13 protein-coding genes are annotated in these 14545 nt (G+C 58.0%); 4 read left to right on the top strand and 9 right to left on the bottom strand.

Annotation, left to right across the window (positions count from 1 at the left end; all coding sequences use genetic code 11):
* The first annotated feature begins 76 nt into the window (after window positions 1-76).
* Complete coding sequence (locus AC1DDG_RS15580; RefSeq protein WP_476876759.1) at window positions 77-2131, top strand: KAP family P-loop NTPase fold protein; 2055 nt, start codon at window positions 77-79, stop codon at window positions 2129-2131.
* Between the two features lie 522 nt (window positions 2132-2653).
* Here the strand turns inward: AC1DDG_RS15580 and AC1DDG_RS15575 are convergent.
* The 5 genes from AC1DDG_RS15575 to AC1DDG_RS15555 form a co-directional block, all read right to left on the bottom strand.
* Window positions 2654-3160, bottom strand: a complete 507-nt coding sequence (locus AC1DDG_RS15575; RefSeq protein WP_476876758.1) for a hypothetical protein — start codon at window positions 3158-3160, stop codon at window positions 2654-2656.
* Window positions 3161-3307: 147 nt separating this feature from the next.
* Window positions 3308-3901, bottom strand: coding sequence for a recombinase family protein (locus tag AC1DDG_RS15570; RefSeq protein WP_476876762.1), 594 nt, complete (start codon window positions 3899-3901; stop codon window positions 3308-3310).
* A 977-nt stretch (window positions 3902-4878) separates the two neighbouring features.
* Window positions 4879-5565, bottom strand: coding sequence for a hypothetical protein (locus AC1DDG_RS15565; protein WP_476876757.1), 687 nt, complete (start codon window positions 5563-5565; stop codon window positions 4879-4881).
* 178 nt (window positions 5566-5743) lie between these two features.
* Entirely contained in the window at window positions 5744-6430 is a 687-nt protein-coding gene (locus AC1DDG_RS15560) for a DUF2750 domain-containing protein (protein WP_476876756.1), read from the bottom strand.
* An 83-nt stretch (window positions 6431-6513) separates the two neighbouring features.
* Entirely contained in the window at window positions 6514-7092 is a 579-nt protein-coding gene (locus AC1DDG_RS15555) for a hypothetical protein (RefSeq protein ID WP_056083906.1), read from the bottom strand.
* Window positions 7093-7518: 426 nt separating this feature from the next.
* Between AC1DDG_RS15555 and AC1DDG_RS15550 the strand changes: the two genes are divergently transcribed.
* Entirely contained in the window at window positions 7519-8100 is a 582-nt protein-coding gene (locus AC1DDG_RS15550; RefSeq protein WP_377088587.1) for a recombinase family protein, read from the top strand.
* Between the two features lie 572 nt (window positions 8101-8672).
* On the top strand, window positions 8673-9482 hold the full coding sequence (locus AC1DDG_RS15545; RefSeq protein WP_476876755.1) for a DUF3800 domain-containing protein: 810 nt from the start codon (window positions 8673-8675) through the stop codon (window positions 9480-9482).
* A gap of 226 nt (window positions 9483-9708) precedes the next feature.
* On the opposite strand, the gene AC1DDG_RS15540 is transcribed toward AC1DDG_RS15545, so the two are convergent.
* Window positions 9709-10530: a zinc ribbon domain-containing protein gene (locus tag AC1DDG_RS15540; protein ID WP_476876754.1), complete on the bottom strand. Its 822-nt coding sequence runs from the start codon at window positions 10528-10530 to the stop codon at window positions 9709-9711.
* A gap of 289 nt (window positions 10531-10819) precedes the next feature.
* Here AC1DDG_RS15540 and AC1DDG_RS15535 point away from each other — a divergent pair, with 289 nt between their 5' ends.
* Complete coding sequence (locus AC1DDG_RS15535; RefSeq protein WP_476876753.1) at window positions 10820-11293, top strand: hypothetical protein; 474 nt, start codon at window positions 10820-10822, stop codon at window positions 11291-11293.
* 206 nt (window positions 11294-11499) lie between these two features.
* On the opposite strand, the gene AC1DDG_RS15530 is transcribed toward AC1DDG_RS15535, so the two are convergent.
* The 3 genes from AC1DDG_RS15530 to AC1DDG_RS15520 all read right to left on the bottom strand — a co-directional run bounded on the left by AC1DDG_RS15530 (window position 11500) and on the right by AC1DDG_RS15520 (window position 13901).
* Window positions 11500-11712, bottom strand: coding sequence for a hypothetical protein (locus AC1DDG_RS15530; RefSeq protein ID WP_476876752.1), 213 nt, complete (start codon window positions 11710-11712; stop codon window positions 11500-11502).
* Window positions 11713-11870: 158 nt separating this feature from the next.
* A complete protein-coding gene (locus AC1DDG_RS15525; protein WP_476876751.1) occupies window positions 11871-12785 on the bottom strand; it encodes a ParA family protein in 915 nt (304 codons plus the stop codon).
* A gap of 660 nt (window positions 12786-13445) precedes the next feature.
* The gene (locus AC1DDG_RS15520; RefSeq protein ID WP_476876750.1) at window positions 13446-13901 is read right to left on the bottom strand and encodes a hypothetical protein; all 456 of its coding nucleotides are present in this window, start codon (window positions 13899-13901) and stop codon (window positions 13446-13448) included.
* Window positions 13902-14545: the final 644 nt, after the last annotated feature.

Genomic DNA, 14545 nt, shown 5'->3' with positions numbered 1-14545 from the left:
CGTATTTGGACTACTTCAAAAAGTAGCCGGAAGTAGTGACGATTCCTGTCGCAGCTAATGATGGAAGAGGTAGCACATGCCGCGTAGCGACAACCCCATTGGAAGCCATGGCGATGACCTTTTGGGTCGACGCAGGCTAGCCGAAGAACTGCGGGACTTTTTGAGAGTGCTGCCGGCGGAGCAGGGGCATGTTCTCGCCCTTACTGGGCCTTGGGGCTCTGGGAAAACTTCGCTTCTTGCACTGCTGAGGGAAGCAATAGACAGCGAACGTGTCGTAGTGGACTTTAACCCTTGGATGTTCTCGGGCACCAACCAACTTGTTGAGATATTTTTTCGCGAACTATCCGCACAGCTGAGCCTCAGCAACGAGAAGCGTTTCGACAAGATCGTTGAAGCTCTCGACAACTACAGCTCGCTCCTCGTCCCGTTTTCTTGGATTCCTTTTGTCGGGCCAGCCTTCAAACACTGGAAGGAACTGACCGCAGCTACAAAGCAGCTACGAGCGAACCCCAAGGGAAGCGTTCTAAAAGAGAAAGAGGTCCTTAGCGCTGCCCTGAGCCAACTTGAGAGCCCGGTCCTGGTATTCATCGACGACATTGACAGATTAACGAGCACGGAAGTGCAGGACCTGTTCAAGCTTGTGCGGCTGACCGCCAGCTTCCCCCGCGTGATCTATGTGCTGGCCTATGACCGCTTTCGGGTGGAAGAAGCTTTGACGCAAACAGGGATGCCAGGGCGTGACTACCTCGAAAAGATCGTCCAAACGAGCATCGACCTTCCCGCCATTCCAGCCACCACCCTCCACCAGCAGGTTGCCGACGCCCTTCAAGAGGTGATTGATGAAACCGGGGGCGTCCAACTGTTCAACGGTGATAGGTGGGCCGACGTCTTCTCTGAAGTGATAACCCCGTTTGTACGGAACATGCGTGATGTACGTCGGTACGCCTCGTCATGCCACCTAGCAGTAGCTGCGCTAAAAGAGCGCGTCGATCTAGTCGACATTCTGGCCCTAGAAGCCCTCCGAGTCTTTAGACCGGACTTGATGGCAAAGATCGCCCAAATCCGAGTCGCCCTTACCTCGACACGATCATCCAACTCCTACGAAGCAGATTCTCCACTGAAAAAGGACATCGAATCATTTCTGGAGCTTTCAGGGGATGACCGTGAAGTGGCTGAAGCGCTCATCCGTCGCGTATTTTCCGCCGCGGCGCAGCACATCGGAAATAACAGCTTCGGGTCCGGCTGGGCTGGCGACTGGCTGCGGAAACGCGCCGTCGCGCATCCGGACATTCTGACGCTCTACTTGGACCGAGTCGGGTCCACTAACCTGACTGCCTTCGAACGAGCGGAAGTAGCCTTTGGTCTGATCGACGATGCTAACGCCCTCGATACTTACATAAGGGGACTTCCCGCCTCGGAGCAGGAAAGCGTGATATCGGCGCTCGAAAACTTTGAAACCGACTTCAAGCCAAGTGCGGCGGTACCCGCCACGGCCACACTACTCAACCTGTACCCCGACCTACCAGAACGGCCCCGCCAGTTCTTCGATCTTGGCACCCGCATGGTTGTTGGAAGAGTTTGCCTGAGACTGTTGCGGGTGCTTGAGTCGGAAGAAGACCGAGAACTGGCAGCTCAAGCGATCATGGTGCAACTGAGGACGCTCAGCGCCAAGTTCGAGCTACTAAGCCTGATCGGGCATTGGGAGAATGCTGGACATGCGCTCGTAAGTGAGGACTTCGCCAGGAGCCTAACGGAATCGCTCATAAACGAAGTCCGAGCGTGCGCAACCGCAAACCTTTCGAATGAAGTACAACTACTGCAACTCGTCTACCTGCCTAAGCGCATCGGACGTGAACCGCTGCCCCTAACCGACAGGCGGGAGAGCGCCTTCACCCTCGCCCTTCTGCGAGGAGCCAGGTCCGAGACCCTCGGGCAATCTATGGGATCACGTGCGGTCCGGAGGACACCTACACTCGCATGGGATTTCCTTGTTGAACTTTACGGCACGGAGTCGGACCTCATTACGGCCATCAAGGAGATCGACCTTTTCGACCTCTCCGAGGACCACCGTGAGCTGTTGGCGCTAGCAACTCGATATTGCGAAGGCTACCGTCCGGATGACTTTGATTAGAAAGTCTGCCCCAGCTCATATGCTCTCTCCCATGCACTCTTTCACCCGCCGCGGGCTGCGGTCGCGAAGCTTCCCGGAAGTAACACGTCCTGAAATCGCCGCCTTCCTCACTTTGAGTGAGGACAAACAGTTTGAAGACTTGCGCGGCCTCCGCAACCGAACACCTCACCTTAGCGGTGGGAGCCTTGGCGCTTTTACCGCCTTATATATCGGGGTTATCCTGGTGGCCTTCCCCCTGATAGGCCAAGCAACAGCACCCTGGGCGGGCCCCCTTGCCCCGCCTCTTTCCATCGGCCTAGTAGTCCTCGTTGCCGGCTGCTGGATCGCGTACTCCTACATCAAGGAACAGCGGAACATGGCTCATGCCGCCACGCGACTCGCGTTTTACGAAGAAGCTCTCAAAAAACGACCATAAGGATCAAAAAAGTACGGGAGCTGTGCATTTCGGGTATGGACATCTGGTGTCCAAAGTCCCCTGCACGAAACGCCAAGGTATCAAGGCTCGCCTAGGCGTTGTCCCGTTTAGCGGTCGGCTATATTCCCGGAGTCTGTCTCAACAATGCCGATGTCAGCCCGTACCGCAGTCAGGTAGTCATCAAGACGAGTGTTGAACTCAATCTCTTCATCGCTCTCGTAGTCTGTGCGATCGGCGGCGCCCCACCGATACAGCGCGTTATAGGCAGCCTCAGCCTGTTTGAAGGTACCAGGGCTCGCGAACACGCGGAGATTCTCCAGTGAGTCGTACGCCGGGAGCTGCCAAGCAAACTCGTCGAGAGGCGGACCAATCTCGTACCCGGCATCGTGGATGGCTAGTGCTGCCTTCCTTAGTTCGCTGTAGAACGAGACGTAATAGGCCCGCTGAACCTCGCCGACTTTCCAAGCATTCTCGTGCGTCCAGCGCTTCAACTCGTGCGCCATACGAGCTTCCTCCCGCTGCACAGCCGCACGATTGGTCAACACCACGATCAACACCGCCACGGTGTTGCCGAAGAGGGCAATAGCAATCGGCACCCAAATCTGATCTGACACGTTCGCAGCTTAGCCGACCACCCCCAACGGGCGGGCTGTACAGATCGCTTTGGACAAACAGTGCAGTCGACTTCGGAAACTGACACAGATCCTGACCGATCCGCGTAATCTGGCTGCCCCGAAAGCTGATCCAAAAGTAGAGGCGCGCTATGTGGCTTCGGATACGGCTTCTGGGACGAGGTCAGTCCGGCTTAGAGCCCGAGTTAGTGAGGAAACGCTGACACTGAGGATCTGGGCTGTCTCCTTCAAAGTCTTTCCCTGGTTGCGCAGCTGCTGGGCGGCCTCTGTTTTGGACGGAGTCATAGTACGAGGGCGACCGCCGAGCCGGCCGCGGGCTTTCGCCGCCGCCAAGCCTGCTTTCGTCCGCTCGGACAACCGTGACCGTTCGTACTCGGCAAGCGAAGCGAACATGTCGAAGATTAGCTTTCCGTGTGCGCTGGTGGTGTCGAGCCACGGTTCAGCGAGCGAACGAAACCCTATCCCCCGCTGTCCTAGTACCGTCACGATGTCAGCCAAATCAGCAGTACTGCGTCCCAGCCTGGTCAGATCAGTAACTGTCAGAACATTCCCTGACTGCAGGTAGTCCAGGCATTCCTTCCATCGTGTCCTTGCTTGGGTGGCGCCGGAGGCGTACTCCTGAAACACCCGCACGGCTCCTGCAGCGACGAGTGCGTCCACTTGCGAATTTAGTGACTGCCCGCGGGTGCTCACCCTCGCATACCCAATTACGTTGCCGGACACGTCAAAAAGCCTCCAGTGTAGGTTTTGACCAGCTTTCATTTCGAAAACCAGTTTTGACCAACGATAGAAAGACTTTTCGACTTTTTTCTGTGGAGTTTGCCGCTAAAAGGCGGCGTTTTGTGATCGCTCTTTGTCGCACCACTGTGCCAGCTGCCTTGAATCTGTAAGAATTCGAGGCACCGAGGTTATGAGACTCATCGAGTCCGACTTGGAAGTCGGTTCAGGTGTCCGTAAGGGGATCCACAATCGGGCACATCTGCGCCCTTTGGGCCACCGGCTTACGGTGCAGGCCCTATGGGTGCTTCGGCAGTAAAACCTCGGCTTCTATTGCCCGCGGCATCCTCGTGGTTACACTCCGGTATGAACAAGAGGGAAACCCGAGCAGCGCTTATCGGTATGGTGATCGGTCTGGTCGCATTGTGGGCGAACGTCATCTTTCGGGGATCGGAAATTTGGACTTGGATCTTCCTCGGGGTTGCGGCGATCGCCTTAGTCTTCGGAATTTTAGTGCTCGTTAAATCTCTTCGGAGACAGCGCAGCGAGTATTGGAATGAGCACCATGCCTCCGGGAAGTAGTGGCTACCGAAGGCGGGCAGGAAGGATGACTCCACGTCATGAAGGGGATCGTTTTTAAGAATCGGAACCGCTAAGGTGCGCCATGAGCAATGACGAGGGGACTCGTACGCCGAAGTTGAAACGGCTTTTATGGACCGGCTTCTGGCTCTTCTGGGCCGCAATGATCGGGTCATCGCTCACACGGGGCTGGCTTGGCTTCTGGCCCTCTATGGTCATATGGGCCTTGCCCATAGTCGCCATAATGACGCCGCTAGCTGTCGCTGCGAGGCGTGAATGCAACGAACTGGAGAGGCGCTCATCCCAAGACGCTCCGGATACAAGCACCTAACCATCGGCTTACGGACGAGGTTCCCCTAGGGGGCGACGTCAAGCTTGGTGTTGCTGTGTTTGGAATGGAAGCGTTAGGTCCGGGGCGTGAATTGGACTTGGATGTGCTTGAGCTCAGTGCGGGGAAGCACCGCGGTCACCACGCCGCCGCCTGCCAGTTGGGCTCCGATACCGTAGACGAACGGGTCCGTATCGACCTCTGCACCGGGCATATCGACTCCGTTGATGACGGTCCTGGCTTGGCTGTTGACCATCCGGCCGGTAACTGTGGGGGCGTGCTGGTCCCACGGGTTGCTGCCCGGCCAGAGCTCTTGCCGATATTGGTTCATGAGGATGTGGTTGACATGGTCAACCAACAGGCTTCGAACCGAAGAACGCTCGGATGGATCGCGGTGCCAGGTGGTTCGCACGGCATCCTCAAGTTGCGGGTAACGCAGGCGCTCCACGTACTCGATCAGCCAAGGGGGCCGCGGCCATGGCGGAACTTCCTCGATCGATCTGCGTGTCTTCTCGTTGAGGTCCGCGAGGTTTACCGGGTCTGAGCGGTCATCCGGGTTTCGCCAGAGCGTATAGGTGATGCTCGCCGTCATCTCGTTGTACCCACGATCATCTTGGCCATAGGTCACACCAACGCTGTCGGTGTCCTCCAACGATGGTTGAGGCGCGAGCCCCATCACCGGAATGGGCATCAGCTTCAGGCGCTCGGCCCATCCGGCCCGCGGGTCAGGAGCGTCTGAGGGGAGAATTCCGGCCACTCGCATACCTCGAATATGAACCACACGAGGGTGCCTGTAAATGGGAATTGGGTTTCGGCCCGCATTCATGAGCAGGCCTCTATGTGTCCGTAAGTCGATCGCTCATCGGACAGTCTGTACCGGGAGCAGAGGGTGTGGAGCGTAACCGCACGGCTTGAGACACGTTTCCTCCGTAGTCTCAAACTCAACTTGGAGTCTCTCCCCACCAGGGCTCAGTGACCACGACGTTGTACCCAGCTCCCAGGGCAAGGCGAACCTGGCGCAGAAGATGTACCCCTTCTGCGACCCAGCCGACGTCACCCGGGCCTTCGAGCGGAACCTTGTCCTCCTCGAATCGAGAGTTCCAAGAGATGAGCTGCTCGGCGAGCTCATACGGCAGCCCCAGAGATCGCAGATCAGCAGGTTTTCCTTGCTCCCACAGTGGACCTGGCCCATAGTCCGGCCAAAACTCTAGTTGCATCACTGTCTGATTATTACCCAACCGCAAATGTCGGCAGCGGCTCTCTAAACGCAACAACAAAGCTGATTGACTGTCCCAGTGAGGGATCCTCCAGCGCGGCTCCACGTCGTACCCAGTTGCGCGATTGCCGGACCAGTTGAGCCCCACGCGTAGCCCATCTCGTTCCAGGCCGGGCAGCCACTTTGAATGCCACTCACTAAGAGGGATCAGGACTTTCTCGAAGCCTGCATAGTCCTGGACATTCGTTACGATGCGCTCCGCTCGTGAGCTCAAGGACCAGAAGGGCATGCTTCGAAGTCCATTGTTTCCAAGCGGGGCTGGAAAGCCGTGAGCATCCCGAATTGTCCAGACTTGCTGTTCGCGGACAACTTCCTCGAAAAATGCCGTTGCATGCGCACCGCTGATTGTCATGGCAGCATCGTCTCAGACTTCCCGAGGCATCTCTCCGACGTAGCGCAAGGATCGTATATTCGCTTGGCCGCATCAGCGTCGGATTATGCGATCTGGAGTACCCGACATTGCTGACACAGCGGATACTCTTGCAGGAATGGAGTCAACCTCTCCTGCATTGCTTTGAAGTCCCATCCATACATGTACAGCGCTGTTTCATGGGGTCCTTGCCAATGGCTGCTTACGATGCCGAGTCCCTCCAACAACCGGCTGCACTCTGCATAGACGTAATTGGAGTCGCAGTCCCGATACACCTCATCGGCAAGGTCGGTGCCGTTGAGGTAGAGGGCTAGTCCTTCGTGCGCCCCAAAAGGTATCCGACGATCTAGGTCTAGCACGTGCAGTGTTGAGCCCTTGGGCGCAAGCATTGAGGTGAGGGTTTCGGAAATGGCCTCGACCCTCGTATCTGAGGGTCCGTCAAACTCAATCTCGATATCGCACTCACTGATTTCACCGTTCGCCGCCATTTGGGTTCCCCCGCCGACCACGCGAACTTCTTGTCCGCGCTGTTTCATCGCGGCCTCGAAGGCATCTTCTAATGCGGCCCGGTCCAGGGGCTGCAGCCGGGCATTTAGCGTGACAACGATAATGTTGGAACTTCTTTTCTTGAATCGGCCGAACATTTCCAACCTTCCAAAGCGTATGAATCCTATTGAAGCTACCAGTAAGTTTTAGTGAGAAGCGGCATCAGAGCGCCTAATGCTGTTGCCGAATTGCCTCATTGAACTTGGTGAAGTGCCGCCCGATAGCCGGTCGTCGAGCGTTCAGCCAGGCATGGATGCATCCCTCTGCTCCGTGGTCGGCCCTTGATGTGTACGTGTACCCCGAACGATGACATGCACGGTGACGGTGCCCTAAACGTTGCCCTTCCAGCTTGTCTCGAAACCCTTGGGATACGAGACGTCTCACTGGCTCTATTCGGCAGGATCCTAATTCCTGTGAAATCTCGCGACTTTCTCTGCGTCCGGCGATTCTTATAACTATGTCTCGAAACCTTCTGCTTGAATCGGCGTACCAATCATTAGTTATGAGACACATCGGAGGCAGGCATGCCGAAACTTATTGGCTACGCACGGGTTTCGACGCGGCAGCAGTCCACGGACCGGCAGCGGGCGGATCTACTGGCCGCCGGCGTTCGACGCGACGACCTTTACGTCGACCAGGGTGTCTCCGGAGCGCGTGCGTCGCGACCACAGTTCGATCGAGCACTCGACGCGCTCATGGAGGGTGACACCCTGGTCATCACGACTTTGGACCGGCTCGGGCGATCCACCCAAAACATGCTTGCCTTCGCCGACGAACTCCGCACTAGGCGTGCCGGCCTGCGCGTCCTGAACCTGGGCGGAGGCGACGTCGACACAGCAACACCGATGGGCTCTATGTTGTTCACGATCATGGCCGCCCTTGCGCAGATGGAACACGAGATCAAGCGCGAACGCGTCACGGATTCCATAATCAAGCGAAGAGAAGCTGGCAAAGACCTTGGCGGCCGACCCCGCCGGGTCACTGATAGTCAGATCAGAAGCGCTGTTCGCCTAGTCAAAGGTGGCGAGCCCACAGCGCAGGTTGCCCGGGATCTCGGTATGTCCCGAGCGACGTTCTACAGGCGGTCACGAGCGCTTGCCGACTAGCAAGGCGACATTTAGCGCCGCAAAAAGACCGCCATTTACCGCCAACAGTCACAGACCAACGATATGAGTGTTTTTTCGAGTTTTTTCGGAGGCGTGCCGAAGGTAGGTCAGAAACGGTCGTTATTGACCTGTCGGGATCTAGTCTCCGAGCTGCGTCATAGCCACCCCACACGAAAACCACCACCCCCTGAGGGACCCCTACTTCAATGACGGTAGGGGGCACTGCCGAGTGATGCGTGCCCGACGTCCGGTGCGAGTGCGCGCCCGAACTTAGAATAAGACGCGTGCATCAATCAGATGGAGAAATTGACTGGTCCGCCCCTTCTGCTTGGAAGGCGACAACGCCCGCACCTCCTAGCTGGGGCGAGCCAACGGCCACCACAGTTCCCTCCACCTGGGAAACGCCAACACCCGTCCCAATTCCTTCCGCTTGGGGTAGCTGGGGAACGGCAACACCCGCCCCACCCCATCCTGGCTGGGGCAACTGGGAAACGACAGCACCCGCTCCCGTGTCCGTACCAGCTCCTGCCCCCGCTCCGGTCTTGTATCAGACACCCAGTCAAAACAAGGTCTTGCCCAAGGTCCACGTATTCGTTGATGAGTACGGCGACAGGAATTTCAAGGACAACCGAGAGTCAGATTGGTTCACCATGACCGCGCTCCTGGTCGAGCAAGAACATGTGGATCACATGCGGGCGGCGGTAGCTGGTCTGAGGTCCGTCTACAAAATCCCAGCGGGCAACAAGCTGCACTGGGTCGATCACTTCAAGGCAAAGCAAGAAGCCAGGCGTTTCACCGCACTCCATCTTCTGACCTCGATCCCCAACATAAGGTTGGTCAACGTTCTGCTGCACAAGCCTTCGGTGGGATTGGGGGCTCACATGCGCAACGAACAAGCGCGGTCATACCACTTGATGACGCTGTACCTCATGGAGCGCATTGCCCGCGCTGCCGCAGCCTGGCCTGGTGGTCCGCGCCTTGCCAAGGTTTCGCTTGGCGTCGTGGGAGGTGTCGACCACGACGACACGATGACGGAGCTTCACGCAGCTGCACTTGGCAGTAATCCCCGAACACCTTTCGGTAACCTTCTCTGGCCTTTTAAGTGGTTCGATTCCGCGAAGCTCGATGGACTCCAAGCCGCCGATATATTTTCCGGGTTCTTGACGGCTGCGCTGGTTAGTGGCGACGGACGCTACTACTCCCGAGTACTAAAGCTGGTCAGCACAGATCCCCGTGGAAACCACTTAGGCGAAGGTATGAAGATTTTCCCGAACCACGCCATTCCACTGGTGACCGGGTCGACTTGGTGGAGGACTTGCCCGGGCGCTCGTTACTGGGTTCAAGGTGAACTGGGCGCTCGGATCGTTCCGGAACATAACTAAGGCCTTTGGACGGGGCTCGGGTGGCGTTTCTCGTGTGGTGACGAGTGATCCGGTGTCCCGGCTCCGGCCATTTCCTCGCAGCCCCTTCCAAAGGCCTTAGTGGTCCCAACCCTACTGATGCGCGCGGCCCTGTGCAATCCTGCGACTGCCTTGCTCAGAAGCGGCAACGACGGGACCATTAGTTACAGCCCGGCTACAGCCCGGCATCGGCCCTGAGACGTTCCGTCTAGGCCTTGTCCTTGGCCCACCACAGGAATTCGGCGGCGTGCTGCTGGTGCCGGAAGCCCTCTCCGAGAAGTGCCAGCAGTAAATCATTGCTCCAGAGGATGAGCCGTCCAATAGTCCAGTCAACGCGCGCAGGGTCCGGCAGTTCGAGACCCCAGAGAGAGCGTGCAATCTCCCGTTTTCCGGCCGCGCCGGTGTACATGAGGATGGTTAGAAACCTGTCTGGGTAGACAATGCACAGAACCTTCGTGAGGAGCGACTCCTTAAAGCCCTTCATGCCGAGGGACGTGGTGTCATTAATCAGGGCCGTGAGGCGGTCCTCCAGGTCGACGGGCGATGTGCCACGAAGCAGATATTCGACTGCTTTGCGGACCTGCGCCGCGCCGGCATCGTTCCCCATGTCATTCCACGCTTCATTGAAGACGGACATGTTCCCTGGGTTCGCGCCGATGTTCGAGTTGGCGAAGTCCTTGAGATCCCGTGGGTCCGCTTTTGCCAGACCATTACTGCTGAACACTTGCTGGTATTTCGCCCAATAGGGGGCGATGCTGGGTACAGGCTCGGGCTCGCGTCTGAGAAACTCAGCTTTGAGTTCGTTGGCACGTGCGAGCCTCCCGGGATCGACGTCCCCTGGCTTGGGGAACCTTTTTTTGATCTCTTCCAGAGTCGGCAGTTGAACCTTCTGCCGGGCAGGCTCGCCGCGGAGCCACTCGTGTCCGCAGGTTGAACACTTGAGCTTCTTCTGTGTTCCCGTCAGCCGTTCGACGAGCTTAACGTGCTCGTCGGTCTCGCAGTTGGAACACTCGACGAGATCAATTGCCATAAGAATTACCTTCCGGGCGCGCTGACGACATGGAGCGACCCCACGTTAGCAGCCCGCTCCTACCCTGCCCGCAACATTGCGAAGGAGAGCCGCCTGCTGCTGCAAATGGCTTGGCCAAAGGTGAAGCTACCAAACTCATGGTCAGAAACAGTCGTTCTTGATTGCGCGGCCAGTCTTGGTTTGCGAGTTGAACTAGGCCGCGAATTGCCTACTAGTCTTTTGGGGACCCTTCACCACGGACAGGGCCAGAGACATGTGCTTTGTCTCTTACGATGAATTGGGGACAGCGATGAAAAACACAAAGGGCCGCGGCATTCAACTGCTTCTTGCCGTTATCGCTGTATCAGCCATCTCCGTAGCCATTGGTTCCGGCCGACAAAAAACTTCACAAGCAGCTACCCCCGCATCCACGCCGAATCTGGCTCAGCCTCCGGCAAGAGTCCAACATTCGCGACGCAAGATCCTCTTCCTCTCAATCGCTGCGTTTTTGATTCTGGCAGTGGACGCGTTCCTCGTCTGGAAGGCTGGTGACGTCGCAGCCAACGCGGTTGGCTCCACGTTGGTTGCTATCGGCGCGACGCTTCTACTACTTTCTGACACCGACGCTATGGGTGTGAGTAAGCGAAACTGGCGGCGGTGGGCCAAACCTGGCGGAAATCTCTTTGCCGCGTTTGGAGCCGGGGCCATTCTCTGCGGGGCGTGGCAGGTATTTTTTGAGCACTACCCTTGGCCTTGGCCATGGTTTGAAGGAGCTGGGGACTAAATGCCTGTATGACCGGGCACGCTGGAGTGGTCCGCAGTCGGCCGTTTCTGACCTAACCCTTTGGATGCTCTGAAACCCCGCCTATCCCTTCAGACTGGGCTTTCTTCTTGTTTTACTTGCTCTACTTGTGAAACAAGTAAAGCAAGTAAAACGCAATCCCCCTCGCGCGGGTTTCCTTTCCGGGAGCGGCAATAAGGATCCCCGTGTCAGCTCTCTTTAAGGCGTCGGCCGCCGGGAAGTTTCTCTCCCCATTCCGGATACATCTCGCCCTGGTTGTGTTCAGCTTCGCGTCGGCAGGTTTCTGCTTCTATCGCTTTAGCTATGAAATGCGCCCAAGTGTTATCTCCTTCGGCGTAGCTGGTCGCCTTGTATGCGGCTTTGGCACGATTGCGAAGGGCGGTGGGGATGCTCACTGTCATGGGCGAACTCTGGGCATCCTTGGGTTCTTCAGTCTTCGCCGGCACCTCTTGGCGGCGGCCGGGGAGCATCCGGGCCAACGGTGCATCCGTAGTTGGGGGTGCTGCGGTGGGCCGTGGCGGCAGCCCGAGTGCGGGCCGGCTAGAGTTTTGCGCGGTGCTCATGCGCTAACCTCCTGGGATTCTGTAGCGGCGACGCGTCGCGTTACTTCCATGGCGACTGCATGCAAGTCTTCAGCGACGCTGGATGCTGATTTTGGTCCTGCATTCGTGGCTTTGGCTTCACCGCGAAGAACCTCCCACCATTTGGGAGCTTTGCTGAGTTCCCGTTCGAGTTCGTGCGCCAGTAGCCCCCGTTCCCTGCAGGCTTGGGCAGTTGCTTCTGCGTGACGGATCGTCATTGGGAACAGCACTTCGTCTGTTCCGAAGTCGGCAATGAGGTGATCGCGGGTGACTTTGTGGACCTGTTTTGAGTTGGTTCCCGTTCCGACCAGGACAACACCCAGGAGATCCAGTGCTGGGTTAAGTCCGACGACGCTATCCATCCGTGCTGCGACCGCAGCGACGCCTTTGCGGCTGGACATGTCTGTCTTCAGCGGTACCAGTGCGTACCGTGCAGCAGCGACGGCTGCCGCCTGCAAAGGCTCATTACCCGGCGGGCAATCCAGTAGAACGAGGTCGTACTCCCCCGCCACGGTTGCGAGCATCTTCGCAAGGGCTAGGTGTGCGGCATCTCGGTCTTTCTGGGCCTTGGCTCCAAGAAATGCGGCTGCGTCATCGAGCTCGGCACCGCCAGCGATGACATCCAAGTTGGGTCGAACACCTGTTAGCAGGGACGGCTCGGCGCCGAAGCAGAGAGCGGCCGCCAAGCTCCGGCCGCCGTCTCCTTGGTCGGAGTAGCCTAGGTCCTCTGCAAGATTGCCCTGGGGATCGAGATCCACAAGGAGTACACGTGAGCCAGCCTCCGCGAGGAGCCCTCCGACGTTGGCTACGAGGCTGGTCTTGAAGACCCCGCCTTTGCCGTTGATTACCGCAATAACTCTGCTGAGCGTGCCACGGTCTAGGTCGTGTTTCATTGAGCCCTTCCTTCTCACAAGTGTTTACAGCGTAATCAGCAGAACTTGTTTCACTTGTGAAGCTGAGTACTGTGTCTTTACTTTTTTCACTTGTGATTGAAGTGAAACTGGTAAACCAAGGGAAACCCCCCTGCTTTCTAGGCGTGGTGGGGGAGGCTACTTGCTTCGCTTGTGAAACAGGTGGAGCAAGTGAAACAAGCAAAGCCAGTTAAGCAATTTTTGCTTCTCTCGCTGGTTTTCTTTTGTGCTATGCGAGCCGCGGGGGGACGCCGTACGCGTGGAACGACGGCCACGGTACGAAAGGGATGGGGGACAGGCCCTTCATACCATGAGAACAATGCCATTGCGCTGTCCTCACTGTGGGCCGGTGGAGACCGCAGGATAGATCTCAAAGCGGTCCTCATTGGGTGTCAGCGCGTGGTGCCACAGACACGCAGCTCGTTCCCGCCGTCCATTATGTGCCCGCAGAGCACGTACGAGGGGAAACCCTTCTGCTCTACGCCTGGTGGGGGAGAGGCTACTTGCTTCGCTTGTTAAACAAGTAGAACAAGTGGAACAAGCAAAAACAGTTAGCCAATTTTCGCTTCTTTTCTGTTGTGCGCTGCGAGCCGCGGGGACGCGGTACGCCTGGAGACCGCAGGATAGATCTCAAAGCGGTCCTCATTGGGTGTCAGCGCGTGGTGCCACAGACACGCAGCTCGTTCCCGCCGTCCATCCAGCGGAACGCTGGCGCTTGCCGGCGTCGAACATGGCACGGATCTTGGCCAGAGCGGTGACCTTGGCTGGAGAGTCGCTGGCGTCCAACTGGGCTGCGCGCGTGGCTTGGCGTTTCAGGATCCTCTGGCGCTCGGCATGCTGCTCACGACGGAGAGCGGCAGCGCGCGCCGCTGCCTGCTGATCGCGGGAACGTAATGGCTCGCCGCTTGCGGTGCGCCAGGCATTGAGGCGGTGTCGCAGCCAGCCGCGCATCCGCCGGGCATCCTTCGTGTCGGGTGCTCCGCTGTGAGGCCACAGTGTGCCGTCGGGGCGCCAGTCCAAGGCGTGCATAATGTCGGCGACTGTCCAACCTGCCAGGAAGAAGTCCCGGCACGAGCTGGCGATGTCCTTGGGCGTCATGCAACGCAGGGGAAAGCTCCGGTACCGGATCTCGGACGAGGCGGCCACACGCTGTACATGGCGGTTTGTCGTTCGGTGAGTTGGCCATAGCAATTCTGGACGCCATGGCACTTGGGGGGTAGAGGCGCCGCTGGCGGCGCCTGTCGGAATGTGTCGTGGCGGAGCCACGTCGGTGTTGAAGTATTTTTCTCGCGCGCGTGTATGGGTTAACTCTTTCTTATTAAGGTGAGAACCGCCTAGGGCGGGAGGGGTGCCAACTTTGTGCACAAGCGCCAGCGGCGATGGAGCGCACAGAACATAGACAGCAGCTTCATTTATGCGTCGCCCGTCCGGTCCCACCGCAGCGTATTTCGCCTGCCTGCCGGTGGCTACGCGTCCGATCAGCCCCCAAGCTGCCAGGAGGCGCAGTACGCGAGCCACAGTCGTCCTGGATGTACCCGTGGCCTCTATGAGGGCTTCCCAACCGGGGCGTGTGGTCATTGAGTCGTAGTCGGCGCGTGCAATGAGAGCACGAAGTACGCCGGCAATGGTGGCACGACCATTGCGGTTGCACTGGGCAAACTTCTCGTGGGTAAGAAGAGCGGCCATAGTCTGTCGGCCGTGGGCGGCCCGAACCATGCCTTCTGGAACCGCAGCCAAAACTA

This window comes from Arthrobacter sp. 10L430 (genome assembly GCF_056395245.1).
This window is presented reverse-complemented; position numbering and strand designations above follow the sequence as displayed.